This is a genomic window from Nocardia sp. Root136 (genome assembly GCF_001427185.1).
GTDB classification, from domain to species: domain Bacteria; phylum Actinomycetota; class Actinomycetes; order Mycobacteriales; family Mycobacteriaceae; genus Nocardia; species Nocardia salmonicida.
The window spans coordinates 1,849,860-1,866,393 of sequence record NZ_LMFE01000001.1; the positions used below are offsets into that span (position 1 = coordinate 1,849,860).

Here is a 16,534-nt window from a genome sequence, read left to right on the forward strand (position 1 = left end):
GCCGCGAATACGCGGCGCCAGCCGCCAAGAATACGGGTCATCCGATCGGTTGACCCGGGTGTCGGCCGATCCGTCCCCGGAGTGCAGCCGGTACGCCGATCCGCGCGAGCCACTGCGCGAACAGGATGGATATCACCACGCCACGGCAGACCGCCGGGCGGCCGAGATCCACGCAGGAGCACTCATGACCGCCAAGTCCACCACCCGCAATCGCCTCATCATCGCCGGCGCCACCGCCGGTGTCGTCGCCGCCGGTGTGGTCGGCGTCGTGACCGTCCAGGCGCAGGATCAGGACCCGGCGGCCCGTACCCCCGTGATCGTCGATGCCGCCGATGCCAACCTGGCCCAGTCCACCCACCTGTCGATCGCCGCCGCCACCAAGGCCGCGCAGACCGCCCTCGACGCCGCCGCAAAGGAGAACCAGCGCGTGAGCGTCGCGGTGGTCGATCGCAACGGCAATGTCATCGTCACCCTGCGCGGCGACGGCGCGGGCCCGCAGTCCTACGACGCCGCCCAGCAGAAGGCCTTCACCGCCGTCTCGTGGAACGCGCCCACCACCGAACTGGCCAAGCGCCTCGAGTCGGCCCCGCACCTGGCCGACATCGACGGCACCCTCTTCCTCGGTGGCGGCGCCCCGGTGAAGGCGAACAACGCCCCGATCGCGGGCATCGGCGTGGCAGGCGCTCCGAGCGGCGACCTCGACGAGAAGTTCGCCCAGGCGGGCGTCGCGTCGCTCGGCGGCTGATCAACCTCCGGCAGTGCTCATTCGGCGCGGCGAGCGCGGGCCCGGCGTTTGCCCTCGTGCATGGCCTGGACTCGGGCGATCGGGATGGTGTGGCCTTCGGCGATCAGGTCGGCCGGGAGTGCTTGCGGTGCGGGCATTTCGGTAGCCCACGGGTCGGTGTCGCCGAGCAGATCCGGGGCGGTGCGCAGGGTGAAGTCGGCGGGGGTCACCGACTCGATGTCGTTCCAGCGCAAGGGAAAAGACACCGGGACTCCCGGTCGGATCCGCGGGCTGTATGCCGCGATCACCGTCGCGCCGCCCGCTCGGGTGGAGTCGAGGAAAACCTTTCCCGCTCGGTCCTCGCGAATGAACGCGGTGGTTCCGACGGTGGGATCGATGCGCTCGGCTCTGGCCGCGACGGCCCGGGTCGCCGCCGCGGCGTCCTCGATCGCGACGCCGGGCTCGATCGGCACGTAGACGTGTAATCCCTTGGCGCCGCTGGTCTTCACCGCACCGGCGAGCCCGTCGGCTTCCAGCGCGGCCCGGATCAGCTGCGCGCCCGCCGCCGCATCGCGAAACGTCTGCCCCGGTGAGGGATCCAGATCGAGCACCAGGTGCGTCGGCCCCGCACTGTGGTCGACCGGCAACAGCAGCGGGTGGTACTCCACCGCGCGCTGGTTGCCGAACCACAGCAGCGTGCGCACGTCGTCACCGAGCGCGTAGGTGACCTCGCGATGTGAGCTCTCCGCCCACACCGTCGCGCGCGGCACCCATTCCGGGGTGTATTTCGGCAGATTCTTCTGCATGAACGGCGGCTGTCCCGGCCGGACCCGCACCACCGACAGCACTCGCCCCCGCAACACCCGAACGAGCCGCTCCCCCACGAACTCGAGGTAGTCGACCAGATCCCGCTTGGTCGCCTCGGCCCCGTCGAACAGCGGCTGATCGAGATTGCTCATCTCCACCCCACCGCGCAGCTCATTGCTGGTCATGGCCCCACTGTGCCCCGCTGCCAAGGGGCGGTCAACCGGGACGACCACCCGTTTTGGTCGATCACCAGGTCGTCGGCTATCGTATGTTCCGCGCGGCTCACCCCGGTGAGCTGTTGTTCTGGCCCCGTCGTCTAGCGGCCTAGGACGCCGCCCTCTCAAGGCGGTAGCGCGGGTTCGAATCCCGTCGGGGCTACAACGAGAACTCCTCGGTCATGGTGACCGGGGAGTTTTTTCGTGCCCGTTCTTGTGCCCGGAGTGCAACATATTGACAGACGTTGCACAGTTCATACACTGTAGGAAACGGTGCATGGAGGTGACGTGATCGAGCAGACGGCCCTGGAGAAAAGACTCCAGGACGCGGCGGCGCGCCCCGATGCCGTGAGCGCGTTCCGCGCCGCCAGGGCCGTATTCCTGGCCGGGCACCGACTGGAGATGAAGGAACTCGCCGTCGCGCTCGGAGTGAACCGGGCAACGCTGTTCCGGTGGGTCGGCGGGCGCGACGAACTGCTCGCCGAGGTCATCTGGTCGGTCGCCGAGCCCACCTTGCGTCGCGCGGCCGCCGCGGCTCCCGGTCACGGCGCGTACCGCATCGCGACCATCCTCGGCGATTTCGCCCAGGCCACCAACACCTCCCACGCCTTCCGCCAATTCCTGTTGCGCGAACCCGAACGGTCGCTGCGACTGCTCACCACCCGCGCGGGAACGGTGCAGCATCGCATCGTGGCGATCGTGGAAGAACTACTCGCCGAAGAGATTTCGGCCGATGCTCTCGATCCGCTGCTGCCGGTGCCCGAGTTGGCGCTGCTGCTGGTGCGGATCACCGAGACCTTCATCTACACCGATGTGATCAGCGGTGAGGAACCCGACGCGGCCAGAGTTGTCCGGGCGTCTTTGGTTCTGCTGGGCGAACGGCCCGAACAGTAAGTCAGCGAAAGGACACCATGAAGCGCTCCATCTTTACCGAGGACCACGACGCCTTCCGCGCGTCGGTCGCCGAGTTCGTCAAACGCTCGATCGCGCCGAATGCCGAACGCTTCGTCGAAGAACGGGCGATCGACCGCGACACCTGGCTCGCGGCAGGCGAACTGGGCTACCTCGGCCTCGGTGTGCCCGAGGAGTTCGGTGGCAGCGACGCGGGCGACTACCGGTTCAACGCGGTGTTCGGCGAGGAGCTGTCGAAGGCGAGCGCCGCGATCGCGTCCTCGTTCGGCATCCACTACGACGTGTGTGCGCCCTACATGGTCGAGCTCACCAACGATGAGCAGAAGCAGCGCTGGCTCCCGAAGTTCTGCACCGGCGAGATCATCACGGCCATCGGCATGACCGAGCCGTCGGGCGGTTCCGACCTGGCCGCGCTGAAGACCACCGCCGTGCGTGACGGCGACGACTGGATCATCAACGGCTCGAAGACGTTCATCACCAACGGTTTCAACGCCGACCTCGTGATCGTCGCCGCCCGCACCAGCCCGGAGAAGAAGGCCAAGGGCATCACGCTGTTCGCCATCGAGACCGGGATGGACGGCTTCACTCGCGGGCGCAAGCTCGACAAGGTCGGTCAGCCCGAATCCGATACCGCCGAACTGTTCTTCGACACTGTGCGTGTCCCCGACGCCAACCGGCTCGGCGAGGTCGACCGTGGCTTCATCGCCATGATGGAGCGGCTGCCGCAGGAACGCATCGGCGCGGCGATCTCCAACCTCGCCCATGCCTCGGCGATCCTGGACGAGACGCTGCAGTATGCCAAGGAGCGCAAGGCATTCGGGCAGCAGATCGGCAGCTTCCAGTACAACAAGTTCCTGTTCGCCGAGCTGGTCACCAAAATCGAAGTGACACAGGCGTTCGTCGATCAGGGCATCGTCGCCCACGCTGCCGGTGAGCTGTCCGCGGTCGACGCGGCGAAGGCCAAGTGGTGGTCGGCGCAGGTGCAGAACGATGTGCTCGACGCGTGTGTGCAGTTGCACGGCGGCTACGGCTACATGCGTGAATACCGGGTCGCGCGGGCGTGGATGGACGCCAGGGTCACCAAGATCTGGGCGGGCTCCAACGAGATCATGAAGGAACTGATCGGCCGCGATCTGGGTCTGTAGCGCACGGATAGCGTCGCGCCCGGCGTAGGAACCACCGGGCGCGACGCGTCGCCGGTCAGCTCAGGATGATCGGCAGCGCGGCCAGATCGTTCTGCGTGAGCACCGGCAGGTTGCCGATCTCACTGTCGGGAACGGCAAGGCGCAGCTTCGGGAAGCGGGCGAACAGCGCGGGCAGCGCGATCGCGGCTTCCAGACGCGACAGCGCGGCGCCGGGGCAGATGTGCGGGCCGTAGCCGAAGGCCAAGTGGCGGTTGGCGGTCGAGCGCGTCACGTCGAACTCGTCGGCGGTCTCGCCGTGCACCGCGGTGTCGCGGCCGACGGCACGGTAGGACATCACCACGCCCTCGCCCTTGGCGATCACGGTGTCGCCGACAACGATGTCCTCGGTGGCGAAACGCATCAGCAGGTGCGAGACCGGGCCGTCCCAGCGCAGCGATTCCTCGATGACCTGCTTCCACTCCACATCCCCGGCAAGGACTTTCGCCAGCTGCTCGGGTTCGGCGAGCAGCGCGCGCACGGTGTTGATGATCAGGCTGACGGTGGTCTCGTGGCCTGCCGCGACGAGGGCCTTGATGTTGCCGATCGCCTCTTCTTCGGTGAGCGGCTCGCCGCCCTCGTCGGCGGTGACGAACGCCGAGGTCAGATCATCGGCCGGGTCGGCGATCTTCTGCCGGACCAGGTCGGTGAAGTACACATCGAGGCCGCTCATCACCTCGAGGCGCTCGTCCTGCGGGGTCATCACCGAGAAGAACTTCTTGTACCACTCGAGCAGCTGCGCGTGGTCTTCGCGCGCGACGCCCATCAGGTCGCCGACCACGCGCATCGGCAGCGGATAGGCGAAAACCTCCTTGAGGTCCACCGCAGCGCCATCGGCGCCGGCGGCCTCGAGGTCGTCGAGCAGGTCGGCGGTCAGCTGTTCGATCACCGGGCGCAGCTCCTCCAGCCGCCGCGGGGCCAGTGCCTGGGCTGTCTTGAGCCGCAACCGGCGGTGCTCGGCGCCGTCGACGCTGAACATCGAACGGTCGACGAGGACCATCCCGATCAGCGGCCACTGGGTGGTCACCACGCCGTCGGCATACAGCGACCACGCGTTGATGTCCTTGACCAGCCGGGTGTCGGTGGTCAGCTGACGTGCGACGGCGTGATCGGTGACGGTCCAGGCGGGCACACCGAGCAGGTCGATCCGGGTGATCGGACCGAGTGCTCGAAGGCGGGCGGTTTCCCCGTTGAGGTCACCGACCATGGGGTCGATGGCGAAAGGGCATGGCGAGCTCACGAAAAACCTCCGACGGGTCGAACTGGTGTGAAACGAACGGGCAGTGCGGTCATGCCCCGAAGGAAAGCCGAAGGTCGCCGGGTGAGCTGGTCGGCGGGCACCCCGAGATCGACATCGGGAAGCCGGTCGAGCAGCACCTCGATCCCGGTCCTGGCGATGATCTCCGCGATCTGCTGCGCCGGGAAAGGGCAGCGGTACTCGCCGTAGCTGAACGCGAAATGGGCGCTGTTGCCGGTGGGTACGGAGCCACCGTCGGTAAAGGATTGGCGCACATGCGGATCGAGATTGGCGGCCGCGAGACCGAGCAGCAGGAGGTCACCCGCCCGAATCGTCTTGTCGGCGAGACGGGTGTCGCGCGCTGCCCACCGGCCCGCCAGAATCGAGGTGGGCCCCTCTTCCCAGAGCACCTCGTTCATGGCCTCGCCGACACTGCGCCTGCCGCCGCCGAGCGCGTTCGCGAATCGGTCGTCGGTGAGCATCAGCCGCATCGAACTGCCGAGCCAGTCCGCGGTGGTGAGGTGACCCGCGGCGGCGATCGCCATCAGGTCGTTCATGTATTCCTCGTCGGTGAACGGCTCGGGGTCGGCCAGCATCATCGAGGCCAGATCCCCAGCGGGACGAGCCCTCTTCACCGCGACCAGCCGCGCCATGTGTTCGGCGAAGCGGGCGTGCCCGGACTGGGCGTCGGCGCCACCGTCGGCGAGCTGCTTCATCGTCAGGGCGAGGTCTGCCGCGTCGTTGTCGGGCAGACCGAGGATGCGCGCCAGGGCGAGGGCGGGCAGCGGCACCGCGAACTCGGCGATCAGGTCGGCGCTGCCGCGACCGCAGAACCCGTCGACCAGTCGGTCGGCGAGTTCCTCACAGGCCCTGCGCAATTCGAAGTGGTCGACCGCGTCCAGGGCCGGTTCCACCATCGCCAGGTGCCTGCGATGTTCGGCGCCCGCGGTGAAGTAGATCGAGGGCATCGGTTGCCCGATCATCGGCAGCAGCGGCCAGTCCTCCGGCACCCGTCCCCACTGATTCCACAGCGACACGTCACGCGGGAAGAGCAGCGGATCACTGGTCACCTGATGCAGTTCGCGGTAACCGATGATCAGCCACGCCGGGAACCCGCCGGGCAACTCGACCTGCACGACGGGACCGTGATCGCGGCGCATCCGCCGATAGACCTCGTGCGGTTCGATGTGGAACTCGGGACCGCTCAACGGCACCGCGCCGGTGATCGGGCACGCGCCGGTCGGTGTGCTCATGAAACGGTTTCTCCCTGTGGGACAGCGGAATACAGGTGCTCGACCAGTGCGATCAGCACCTGCTTGCTCGATTCGCGCGAGCGCGCGTCACACATCACCAGCGGCACAGCCGGATCGAGATCGAGTGCGTCACGCACCGCGCCCGCCGAATGGGAGTCACCGAAGTCGTTGCAGGCCACCACGAACGGAGTGCCCTGGTGTTCGAGGCGGTCGATCGCGTACCAGGAGTCGCTGATCCGGCGCTGGTCGACCAGCACGATCGCGCCGAGCGCACCCGTGAACAGCCGGTCCCACAGGAACCAGAACCGTTGCTGCCCAGGGGCTCCGAACAGGTAGAGCACGTGTTCGTCGTCGAGCGTGATACGGCCGAAGTCGAAGGCGACGGTGGTGGTCGACTTGCCGGGCACACCGGTGGTGTCGTCGACGCCCGTCCCGACATCGGTCATGGTGGCCTCGGTGTCGAGTGGCCGGATCTCGCTCACCGAGCGCACCAATGTCGTTTTGCCGACGCCGAATCCGCCGATGACCACGATCTTCAACCCGTGCATTGCCGTGCTGTGCAGCGGCGCTTTCGCCCGCTCGGGCACGTTCTCAGAGCTTGCGAAGTCCAACGAGCACCTTCTCGAGGGTGGAAGCATCCAGCGACATCGCCGCGGACAGCGGTGGGCGCACCGTGATCTTGCCCGCGGCCAGCAGGTCCGACAGGACAACCGTGGTGACACCGACGGGCAGCCGCAGCTCGGCCGCGATCTCCACCACCGCGGTGGGCGCCCGGCAGATGTCGAGGACCGCGACCTGTTCCGAGGACATCCCCGGGGTGGCCGCCGACTCGCTGACCACCAGGGTGACCAGGTCGAAGTCCTCGGTGACGGGAGCTCGGCCGCCGGTCAGGGTATAGAAGCGGTCGGGATCGTCGTCGCGACCGGCCCTGGTCAATCGATCGCTCCGCGTCTGGGCTGGGCCGCCATATGCTCGCCGAGCTGTTCGACCAACTCGTGCATCGTGTGCCCGACCAGACCGGCATCGGCGTCCTCGGCGGCGACCACCGCCAGGTGCGCGCCGCGCCCCGCCTCGACCACGAACAGGATGCCGCCGTAGAACTCGGTCATCGACTGGCGAACTCCGCCACGCCCGTCACCGAACTCGACGGAAGCCCCGTGCGACAGGCTCTGGAACCCCGCGGCGATGGCGGCCAACTGATCAGCGCGGTCGACGTCGAGTTCTGGCGTATGGCAGATCTTCAATCCGTCACCAGACAGGAGCAGGGCGTGGCGGGCACGCGGGGTGCGGGCGAGCAGCTTCTCGAGCAGCCAGCCGAGGTTCGCGGGGGCGGTGGTGGTCATCGGTCCTCCAGTGGGTCGGGAGCCGCAGCGGCGCTGCCCGGATCGTGGCTTGCAATGGTGCGGCCCGGCGCGGAACGCTGGAAGGCACCGAGGGCGGTGGGTTTGGCCGGCGGCGCCTTGGCGGTGGGCGTGGCGGCGAGGCCTTCGGGGTGGACCTGCGCCAGCGTGTCGCCCCTGCGACGTTTCGGCAGCATGGGCGAAGAGGCCGACGCGCCATCGGTCTCGGGTTGCGCGTGTTCGCCGACGGGCTCGCTGAAATCCATGGTGCCGGTATCGGTTCTGCGCGGGATCGGGCTGTCGAACTGGCTCAGTGTGGCCGGCTCGGCGAAGCGCGGCGGGGCCACCACATTGCGACTGCGACGTTCGGCGCGCGCGGTGAGCTCTCGCGGAACGACGACGACGACCGCGGTGCCGCCGATCGCCGACGGCCGATACGAGACGGTGAGTTCGTGTTTGCGCGCCAGGTACCCGACCACGGCGAGCCCGAGCCTGGTCCCCGACAACGAGGCCAGGTCGGCGCCCTTGCCCTTGTGATCGCGTCCGGACACGGCGGCTTCGGCGCGGCGCAGCGCGGAATCGCTCATGATCAGGCCGCTGTCCTCGATCGTGATCACCACGCCCGCGGGCACTTCCGCGGCATAGACGTGCACCTCGGTGGTGGGCGGCGAGAAGTTGCAGGCATTGTCGAGCAGTTCGGCGAGTGTGTGCATCACGCCTTCGGCGGCGTGCCCGGCGACACCGACCTCGGCGATCGCCCGCAGCCGCACGCGCTGATACCCGGCGACGCGACCCATCGCGCCGCGCAGAATCGATTCCATCGCAATGGGTTTCGCCCAGCGACGGCCGGTGCGCGCACCCGACAGCACCGCGATGCTGTCGGCGAGGCGACCCGCCTGGGCGGTGCGGTGGTCGATGTGGAGCAGGTCGGTGAGTACCCGGGGGTCGGCGTGGCGGTGTTCCATCTCCCGCAGCTCGGCCAGCATCGAGGTGGTCATCGCCTGGATACGGCCCGCGGCGCCGGCGAACGCGGCCAGTGCCGCCGCGCCCCGCCGCGAATTCTCCTGGGCTTCCCAGGCGTAAGCGGCGGTGTGCTCGTCGGCCTGGGTCAGGCGTGCGCTCGCCTCGGCCACGGTGGCGGCCAGTTGCTGTTCGGCCCGCTGGGCGGCGGCCAGACTCGCGCGCGCCTGCGCGCGCTGACGCAGTGCGAACCACACCGCGGGGCAGCCGATCAGTGCCGCGGCGACAGCGGCGGTGAGCACCGGGATACCGACGGCCTGCGGCGCGAACACCGCGGTCACGGCGGCGATCGCCACCACCGCCACGCCGGCGCCGAGCACCACAGATCCAGCGCTGTCACCGGACGCCTTCGGCGCAGCTACTGTCTGTGCCATCGGCAGTACGTCCGCAGTACTCACAGGCCCCCTGCCATCAGTGGTCGATCAAACACGCAGCAAGGCAGCCTGTTTCGAAGTCGGAGTCGAGCATATCGAGCCCCCGCCCTACCTGCCAGTCGACGGATCAGGGTTCACCGACCGTTGGGCTACGGGTCAGCATCCGGCCAGGTCAGGACAGGTGGGGCGAGACGGCGATCACGCGGCGAGAGCAGGCGCGATGACCGTGGCCATGGCCCGATAGCCGGAATCATTGGGATGCAGGTGATCACCGCTGTCGAAACCGTCCGCGAGACGGGTGCGATCACCGGGAGTGGCCAACGCCTGTTCGAGATCGACCACCTTGTCGAAGGCGCCCGACTCCCGAATCCAAGTGTTCACCTCGGTGCGCAACCGCTCCCGCTCGAGCGAGTAGTACGCCGACCCGGCGAACGGCAGAATGGTCGCGCCGACGATGCGCACACCCGCCGCGCGCGCCTGCGCGATCAACGCGCGATATCCGGTGATGAGCTGGTCGGCCGAAACCGGCGGGAAGACAGCACCATCCGGGCCGACGCTGTCCGACAGACCGATGTCGTTGATCCCGATCAGAACGACGGCGGTACCGACGCCCGGTTGGTCGAGAACATCGCGACGGAACCGGGCCAGCGCGCTGTCGCCCAGCACGGTCGAGTCGGTGAGCAGCCTGTTGCCGCTGATTCCGGCATTGACCACCGGGCCGTGGTGGCCTACCGCCGCGAGTTGGTCGGGGTAGCGCAGGTCGGCGTCGAGTGTCGAGCGGTAGCCGTCGGTGATCGAATCGCCGAAGGCCACGGTGACGTCGCCGCCGCTCGACCGCAGCGTCTCGATGCCTGCCACGTAGTACCAGGACTGCGAGGTGTCGGTGAACGGTGCCGCCGACGGGTCGTCCGCGTGATCGCCCTGTGCTCGGTAGCTGGTGGCCAGCGACTGCCCGTGCTGGGTCGCGGGGCCGGTGGGTCGGTCGAAATAGAGAGTGACCGCGATCGATGCCCCCACGGTGCGCACCGCGTCGCTGATCACCTCGGCCCCCGGCGCGATCACGAAGGTGGACTGCCCACCGACGCTCAACCCCCGCACCGATTCCGGGACGATCGCCGCGCCCCCCGCACTGGCGGCCACCGTCGCCGCCGACACCGGCAGGGGGTACTCGCCGAAGCGATTCGACAACCGAATCCTGACCTCCGGCCCTTCCTGCGACAAGCGAAACACCTGTCGCACAGTCTGATCAGCGAAACCCATGGCGGACCAGTTCTGGTAGACCGGGTACTGCACCGCGGTCGTCCAGGCACTCGACCATGTGGTTTCGGTGTCGCGGACACCGAACGCCACCAGGACCAGCGCGGCCACGGCAGCGATGGGGGCGGCGATCCACCGTAGGCGCACCGTCAACGCAGCGACCATGTCATGCCGAACGGCGCGAGAGCGTCGAGGAATTCGACCGGATCGAACAGCTCCGCGGGTGACTGCGCACCCGGCGTGCCCGCACCCGTCGCGATGCGCGTCGCGACCTCGACCGCCAGTTGGGCGCTGTTGCGGTAGGCGTCGGGACCGCTGCCGATGCCACGCAAGGTCCGGCCGTCGCGGTGGATGTCCACGACCATCGAGTACGCCGCCGGGACCGACGGCGTTTCGGGCGCGGCGTCCAGATCGGCCTCGGTGACCGTGCCGACGATCTCGAAGATCGACTTCGCGAGTACGCCCTCCACCGAGCTCACCGTGGTATGGCGCGGAATCGTCACCACGGAGGGTTGCGGAAACTTCATCACGGCAATGGGTTCCGTCTCGTCAGGAAGTAGGAAGGTGGTCCGGCGGGGCTGGGGGCCGGTCTGGAATTCGCCGTCGGACCACGACAGGCCGCCACTGGTGAAGACATCTAGATTCTGGAAGACGGTGCGCATACTTCCGCGCGAGCCCTCGCCGCCGGGCGTGGCGACATGGCTCAGGACGATCTCGTCGGCGCCGCCGAGTCGCTCGGCGCCGAGGTGGGCGAGCAGGTCGCCGAAGATCCCCGCTTCGGTGGTCGCGGTCGAGAGCGTCACCCCGGCTTCGGCCGCACGCGGGCCGAATTCGGCGAAGACCTTCTCGACGAAGAGCTGTTCGCCCGCGACGTCGACGTAATGGACGCCGGCGGCGATGGCGGCGCGCAGCACGCCCTCGCCGCGACCGGTGTAGTCGGGCAGCGTACTGATCACGGCGTCGACGTCGGCGAACGCGGCGACGAGCGCGGCGTGATCATCGGCCTCGGCAACGCGAACCTCGGCGTCGAGTCCGGCGAGCCGCGCGGCGTTGCGGCCGACGACCACGGTCTCGATACCGCGCTCGCGCAGTTCCCGCACCGCGAATGTTCCGACGTGGCCACTGGCTCCGTAGACGGCGATCTTCATGTCGTGCTCCTTGTTCTCATCGGGCTGATGAACACAGCGTATGAGCCATCCATGAGACAAGAAATCATCCACAATCTTGCCTAGATATCTGATCGTCTCTGCAAGTATCGTTTCGAACATGGATCTGCTGAGCGATGTCTTGGCCACCGCGAAGACCGGCAGCCCGGCCTCCGGGATGTTCGTGCGGCACGCGCCGTGGGGTCGGTCGTATCCGCGCATCGAGAGCGCGGGCTTCCATGTGGTTCTGCAGGGTTCGTGCTGGCTGACGCGACCCGATGCGGAGCCGCTGGCATTGGGCGCCGGTGACGCGGTCTTCATGCCGCGCGGGATCGCCCACGATCTGCTCGACCAGCTCGACAGCCCGGTGACCGAAACCGCGGGCCCCGACGATGTCCGGATCGTGGCGGGACCGGGCGCTCCCGCGACCCTGCTGTGCGGTTCCTACCAGCTCGCTGCCGACCGAACCCATCCGCTGCTGACGGAACTGCCCGAGGTGGTGCACGTTCCGGCCCGGCTCGGCACGCACCCGTCGCTGCGCGCCGCGGTCGATCTGCTGGCCGACGAACTCACCGACACCCACCCCGGCGCCGACGCGGCGATACCCCCACTGCTGGACCTGCTGCTGCTCTATCTCCTGCGCGCCCAGCTCGCGGACTCCGCCGAGACGACCGGCTGGGCCGCCGCAGTCGCCGACCCGGATATCTCCCGCTCCCTGCGCGCCGTCCACGACGACCCCGCCCACGGCTGGACGGTCGAATCACTGGGCGCCCGAGCCGGTCTCAGCCGCGCCGCCTTCGCCAAACGCTTCACCACCCTGGTCGGCGAACCCCCACTGACCTACCTCACCCGCTGGCGCATGCTCACCGCCGCCCGCCTGCTCCGCGACACCGACCACCCACTCTCGACCGTCGCGCGGCACACCGGATACGGCTCCGAGTACGCCTTCAGCAAGGCCTTCAAACGCGAATTCGGCACGGCCCCGGGCCGCTACCGCTCGACGCCGACCGAGGTCCTGATGGCGGGCGCGCGGTAATCCTCAGTCGAGCACGGCCGTAGCCTCCACCTCGACGAGCAGATCCGGCTCACCGAGCGCGGCCACCCCGATCAATGTGATCGGCTTGACCGGATCCACACCGAGCTTCGCCGCCGCCCTGGCGACACCTTCACCGAGCAGCGGATACTTCTCCGCACTCCAGTCGACGACATAGATCGTCAGCTTCGCGACATCGTCGAACGAGCCACCGATCGCCGCCAGCGCGGTACCGATATTGAGGTACGCCTGCTCCACCTGCGCCGCGAAGTCCCCGGCGCCGACCGGATTCCCCGCACCGTCCCGAGCGACCTGCCCCGCCAGAAAGACCAGCCGCGACCCGGTCGCGATCGAGAGTTGCCGATACACCTCGGGCTTGGGCAGCCCGTCCGGATTCACCAGTTCCACCGTCATGCCAACCCCATCGTTCGAATGCCCGTTCGAACTACTGTAGGCGATCAAATGTATACATGCCATCTGTATACTCAGGGCAGGAAGAGCTCCGGTGGGTCGGCGACGCGCTGGACCGGCTGCGCGAGTTGCCACAGCCGGTCCAGCGTGGCCTCGGCTACGGCCTACACCGGGTACAGACCGGCCAAACGCCATTGGATTTCAAACCGATGCCGACTGTCGGGTCCGGCGCATTCGAACTTCGATTCCGCGACCGGACCGGCGCTTACCGCATGTTCTACGTCGCGAGATTCGGCGATGTCGTTTACGTGCTCCACACCTTTACCAAGAAGACACAGAAGACCGCGCCCGGCGACTTGTCCGTCGGCCGCGACCGCTATCGCGCGGCGGAAGCGGATGCACGGAAAGGATAGGAAGCCATGAGAATTCAGCGAACGTCCGATGTGTGGGAAGCGATCACGGACTCCCCTGAAGAGGCGGAACGGCTTCGGGTTTGGGCCGACGCGCTGGACGCCGTGCTCGCACGGATCGATGAGTTGGAACTCACGCCTGCCCAGGCTGCTGAGCGACTCGGTGTTTCCAGGTCGCGGATCTATGAGATGCGCGCCGGCAAGCAGGGGGTGTACAGCCTGGAGCGATTGATCGGGTTCGGCGCGCGCCTCGGCTTGCATACGCACCTCAGCATGCGAAAGACCGCGTGACAGGTCCGCTCCTCGACACGCGCGATCAGTTGAGCTGGGCTACCGCGGTTTTCGTTGCCTCCGCGACGAGGTCGTTGGAAGGTTCAGCGTTCTGATCCGGCTTGGTGGTGAGGACGGCGAGGACGAGCGGGGCCCGGTTGGGGGGCCAGGCGATCGCTACGTCGAGGGCGGAGCCGTAGGCGGGGCTGCCGGTTTTGTCGCCGACGATCCAGTCCGTGGGCAGACCTGCCTTGATGCGTTTGGCGCCGGTCTTGCTCGCCTTCAGCCACGTGGCGAGTTGGTCGCGTTCGGGTTCGGGGAGGGCGGTGCCGACGACCAGGGCGCGGTAGTTCGCCACCAGAGCGGCGGCGGTGGTGGTGTCGCGTTCGTCGCCGGGGATCGCGGTGTTGAGCTCGGGCTCCCAGCGATCGAGACGGGACACGGTGTCGCCCAGGGTGCGCAGGAAGGCGGTGAAACCTTCTGGGCCGCCGAGCAATCGGAGCAGCATGTTGCCTGCGGTGTTGTCGGACTGGGTGATCGCCGCGTCGCAGAGCGCGGTGACGGTCATGCCGGTGTCGATGTGTTTCTCCGTCTCCGGCGAGTTCACGACGATGTCGGCCGCGGTGTACCGGATCACCTGGTCGAAATAGCCGGTGGACAGCGGATGCGCTTGCAGGAGAGCGCCGCATGCCAGACCCTTGAAAGTCGAGGCCATCGGGAAGCGCTCACCTTCCCGGTAGTCGACGGTCGCTCCGCTTCCGGTATCGACCACCGAGAGACCTAGCCGGGCACCGTATTTCGTCTCCATATCGGCGAACGTCGCGGTGGCCGGCACGGTGGCCGATGTACTCGATGCCGGTTCGGCGTCGCTGCTCGAGCAGGCGGTGAACGTCACGGCCGAGATCGCCAGCGCTACGGCGGCGATCCGGGTGCGGAGGCGGGGCGTCAGTGTGGAGGAAGTCACCGGTGCACGCAATCATCGCGGACCGGGTCGAAGCCAATATCGGACAGCGGGCTGGACGAGTCGCACCCGATATCACCGCAGGTGGACAGCGGTAAGGCGACGGGGAAGACCGATACCGACCAGCTCGTCACCGCAGATCGCCCGAGTCGCGGCAAGAGCGCTGGTTCAATGGCCGATATGGATCTGATCCGCCACCTCCGGTTCTTCGTCTCTGTCGCGGACGAGGGCCACTTCGGGCGGGCAGCAGCGGCACTCGACATGACCCAACCTCCCCTGTCGCAGGGGTTGCGCCGCCTCGAACAACATCTCGACGTCGAACTCATCCACCGCACCAGCCAGGGCGCGCTGCTCACCACCGCGGGCAAGCACCTGCTCCCGCGTGCCCGGCTGCTCGTCGACGACGCCGACCGATTGCTCGCCGAATCACAGCGGATGGCGCAGCTCAGCGGGACCGTGCGATTCGCCGCGACGACCGCGCTGCCCGATCGCCTGGTCACCGCGTGTGTCACGGGCTTGCGCGCCGCGGGTGGCAGCGTGGCGACGACACTGGCCACCACCGTCGATCTCGTCACCGAGGTGCGCGCGGGCGTGTGCGATGTGGCGGTGATCGAACATCCGGCGCTGGTCGACGGGGTGGAGGCCGGACCGGTGGTGAAGATACCGCGCTGGTTGGTAGTGCCCGCCGAGCACCGCACCACCACCGCCGAACGACCGACCTTCCCGATGCTCGCCGGACTGAACTTCGCCCATCCACCGCGCGCCGCGAACCCGCCTGCCTTCGACAGCATCATCGATCTGCTGCGCGAACGTGGACTGGACGCACCGCCGCTCGCGGCTCCCGACGATCGAGCGGTGATGGCCGCCGTGGCCGCGGGCACGAGCTTCGGCGTCACCGCCACCTCGCCGACGCCGACACCGGGGGTCGTTTGGCTCACGTTGGCGCCGCAGTCGATTGCCCTACGGGTCAGGGTGATTCGCCGAGCGGACGCGGGTGCGCATGCCGACGCGTTGGATCGGGTGCTGTACCGGGAGCGGCTGCGATGAGCGTGTTCGACGCGGCGAGGAACGGCGGTGCCGGCGGTCCGGAATCGGCGAGTGCCCGGATCCGTGCCGTGTTCGCCGACGCGGGCTGCGTCGGGTGGTTGCACGCCCGGCGCTGCGATGGGTCCGCCGGCGAGGTCTCCGTCGGTGGGCACGACCGCGTGGTGGTCGCGTCGGTCTACAAACTGCTGCTGTTGGCTGCGTTCTTGAGACAGGTCGACCACGGCCTGATCGACCCCGCGGGTCGGCTCACCATCGATCCCGCCGACTGCACTCCGGGCCCGACCGGCCTTGCGGCACTGCATGATCCGGTGACTCTGAGCCGCCGCGATCTGGCGACATCGATGATGACCGTGTCCGACAATGCCGCCGCCGATGTCCTGCTCGGCGAGGTCGGCCTCGCCGCCGTGGGCGAGCTCCTCCAAGAACTGGACCTCACGGATACCCGCATCGTCGGCGGCACGGCCGACCAGCACCTCAGCCTGGTCCGTGATACCGATACCCACAGCACCGCAGAGGCTTTCGCGGCGCTGGCCGACAACGACGAGGCGTGGACCGTCTCCGCCTACGACCCCTCCTACGCCAGCGCGACCACGCCCGAGGAGATGACCCGGTTCCTGTGGAAGCTGTGGTCGGGCGACATAGTGTCCACCGCGAGCACCGAATTCGCGCGCACGGCGATGAGCAAGCAGATCTGGCCGCACCGCATCGCCGCCGGATTCCCCCATCGCGGGGTGCTCGTCGCGGGAAAGACCGGCACCATCGGGGTGATCCGCAACGAGGTCGCCGTCATCGAGTTCCCTGGCGAAACACCGGTAGCGGTTGCGGTTTTCACCCGTGCCGCGCGCGCGGATCCGATGCTGCCGGTGGTCGACGCCGCGATCGGCGAGGCGGCGCGGATCGCCGTCACCGAACTGCGCCGCCCCCGGGGCTAGCATCG

At 68.2% G+C, this 16,534-nt stretch carries 19 protein-coding genes and 1 tRNA gene; 9 read left to right on the forward strand and 11 right to left on the reverse strand.

The features are described 5' to 3' along the window. Positions 1-184: 184 nt before the first annotated feature. Complete coding sequence (locus ASD42_RS08585; RefSeq protein WP_056815795.1) at positions 185-745, forward strand: GlcG/HbpS family heme-binding protein; 561 nt, start codon at positions 185-187, stop codon at positions 743-745. 17 nt (positions 746-762) lie between these two features. Here ASD42_RS08585 and ASD42_RS08590 read toward each other — a convergent pair whose 3' ends face one another. Continuing rightward, positions 763-1,716, reverse strand: coding sequence for a DNA polymerase domain-containing protein (locus ASD42_RS08590; RefSeq protein WP_056812444.1), 954 nt, complete (start codon positions 1,714-1,716; stop codon positions 763-765). Between the two features lie 120 nt (positions 1,717-1,836). On the opposite strand from ASD42_RS08590, the gene ASD42_RS08595 reads away from it, so the two are divergent. The 3 genes from ASD42_RS08595 to ASD42_RS08605 all read left to right on the forward strand — a co-directional run bounded on the left by ASD42_RS08595 (position 1,837) and on the right by ASD42_RS08605 (position 3,803). Then, positions 1,837-1,909, forward strand: a tRNA-Glu gene (locus tag ASD42_RS08595). Positions 1,910-2,034: 125 nt separating this feature from the next. Then, complete coding sequence (locus tag ASD42_RS08600; protein WP_082843886.1) at positions 2,035-2,640, forward strand: QsdR family transcriptional regulator; 606 nt, start codon at positions 2,035-2,037, stop codon at positions 2,638-2,640. Between the two features lie 17 nt (positions 2,641-2,657). After that, positions 2,658-3,803, forward strand: a complete 1,146-nt coding sequence (locus ASD42_RS08605; RefSeq protein WP_056812447.1) for an acyl-CoA dehydrogenase family protein — start codon at positions 2,658-2,660, stop codon at positions 3,801-3,803. Between the two features lie 55 nt (positions 3,804-3,858). Here the strand turns inward: ASD42_RS08605 and ASD42_RS08610 are convergent, their stop codons facing one another. The 8 genes from ASD42_RS08610 to ASD42_RS08645 all read right to left on the reverse strand — a co-directional run bounded on the left by ASD42_RS08610 (position 3,859) and on the right by ASD42_RS08645 (position 11,468). Next, a complete protein-coding gene (locus tag ASD42_RS08610; protein WP_056812450.1) occupies positions 3,859-5,079 on the reverse strand; it encodes a cytochrome P450 family protein in 1,221 nt (406 codons plus the stop codon). Continuing rightward, positions 5,076-6,329: a cytochrome P450 gene (locus ASD42_RS08615; protein ID WP_056812454.1), complete on the reverse strand. Its 1,254-nt coding sequence runs from the start codon at positions 6,327-6,329 to the stop codon at positions 5,076-5,078. Before ASD42_RS08615 ends, ASD42_RS08610 begins: the two co-directional genes overlap by 4 nt. Further along, on the reverse strand, positions 6,326-6,877 hold the full coding sequence (locus ASD42_RS08620) for a GTP-binding protein (RefSeq protein ID WP_056815801.1): 552 nt from the start codon (positions 6,875-6,877) through the stop codon (positions 6,326-6,328). The genes ASD42_RS08615 and ASD42_RS08620 overlap by 4 nt, the downstream gene beginning before the upstream one ends. Positions 6,878-6,920: 43 nt before the next feature. Continuing rightward, complete coding sequence (locus ASD42_RS08625) at positions 6,921-7,265, reverse strand: DUF742 domain-containing protein (RefSeq protein WP_056812456.1); 345 nt, start codon at positions 7,263-7,265, stop codon at positions 6,921-6,923. Beyond that, on the reverse strand, positions 7,262-7,672 hold the full coding sequence (locus ASD42_RS08630; RefSeq protein WP_056812459.1) for a roadblock/LC7 domain-containing protein: 411 nt from the start codon (positions 7,670-7,672) through the stop codon (positions 7,262-7,264). The genes ASD42_RS08625 and ASD42_RS08630 overlap by 4 nt, the downstream gene beginning before the upstream one ends. Continuing rightward, entirely contained in the window at positions 7,669-9,063 is a 1,395-nt protein-coding gene (locus ASD42_RS08635) for a sensor histidine kinase (protein ID WP_056815802.1), read from the reverse strand. The genes ASD42_RS08630 and ASD42_RS08635 overlap by 4 nt, the downstream gene beginning before the upstream one ends. Before the next feature lie 198 nt (positions 9,064-9,261). Continuing rightward, entirely contained in the window at positions 9,262-10,467 is a 1,206-nt protein-coding gene (locus tag ASD42_RS08640; protein WP_235569463.1) for an SGNH/GDSL hydrolase family protein, read from the reverse strand. A 2-nt stretch (positions 10,468-10,469) separates the two neighbouring features. Continuing rightward, the gene (locus ASD42_RS08645) at positions 10,470-11,468 is read right to left on the reverse strand and encodes a saccharopine dehydrogenase NADP-binding domain-containing protein (RefSeq protein ID WP_056812461.1); all 999 of its coding nucleotides are present in this window, start codon (positions 11,466-11,468) and stop codon (positions 10,470-10,472) included. 118 nt (positions 11,469-11,586) lie between these two features. Between ASD42_RS08645 and ASD42_RS08650 the strand changes: the two genes are divergently transcribed. Then, positions 11,587-12,501, forward strand: a complete 915-nt coding sequence (locus ASD42_RS08650) for an AraC family transcriptional regulator (protein WP_056812465.1) — start codon at positions 11,587-11,589, stop codon at positions 12,499-12,501. Positions 12,502-12,504: 3 nt separating this feature from the next. On the opposite strand, the gene ASD42_RS08655 is transcribed toward ASD42_RS08650, so the two are convergent. Beyond that, positions 12,505-12,912 carry a RidA family protein gene (locus ASD42_RS08655; protein ID WP_056812467.1) on the reverse strand — a complete coding sequence of 136 codons (408 nt, stop codon included), beginning with the start codon at positions 12,910-12,912 and terminating at the stop codon, positions 12,505-12,507. Between the two features lie 56 nt (positions 12,913-12,968). Here ASD42_RS08655 and ASD42_RS08660 point away from each other — a divergent pair, with 56 nt between their 5' ends. Together ASD42_RS08660 and ASD42_RS08665 are read left to right on the forward strand one after the other, a co-directional pair. Then, entirely contained in the window at positions 12,969-13,322 is a 354-nt protein-coding gene (locus ASD42_RS08660) for a type II toxin-antitoxin system RelE/ParE family toxin (protein WP_056812471.1), read from the forward strand. Positions 13,323-13,328: 6 nt separating this feature from the next. Continuing rightward, positions 13,329-13,610: a helix-turn-helix domain-containing protein gene (locus ASD42_RS08665; protein WP_063816115.1), complete on the forward strand. Its 282-nt coding sequence runs from the start codon at positions 13,329-13,331 to the stop codon at positions 13,608-13,610. Between the two features lie 25 nt (positions 13,611-13,635). On the opposite strand, the gene bla is transcribed toward ASD42_RS08665, so the two are convergent. Next, positions 13,636-14,553 carry a class A beta-lactamase gene (bla, locus tag ASD42_RS08670; RefSeq protein WP_056812476.1) on the reverse strand — a complete coding sequence of 306 codons (918 nt, stop codon included), beginning with the start codon at positions 14,551-14,553 and terminating at the stop codon, positions 13,636-13,638. 168 nt (positions 14,554-14,721) lie between these two features. Here bla and ASD42_RS08675 point away from each other — a divergent pair, with 168 nt between their 5' ends. After that, entirely contained in the window at positions 14,722-15,597 is an 876-nt protein-coding gene (locus ASD42_RS08675; RefSeq protein WP_200950393.1) for a LysR family transcriptional regulator, read from the forward strand. Further along, entirely contained in the window at positions 15,594-16,529 is a 936-nt protein-coding gene (locus tag ASD42_RS08680) for a serine hydrolase (RefSeq protein ID WP_056812479.1), read from the forward strand. The genes ASD42_RS08675 and ASD42_RS08680 overlap by 4 nt, the downstream gene beginning before the upstream one ends. The last annotated feature ends 5 nt before the right edge of the window (positions 16,530-16,534 follow it).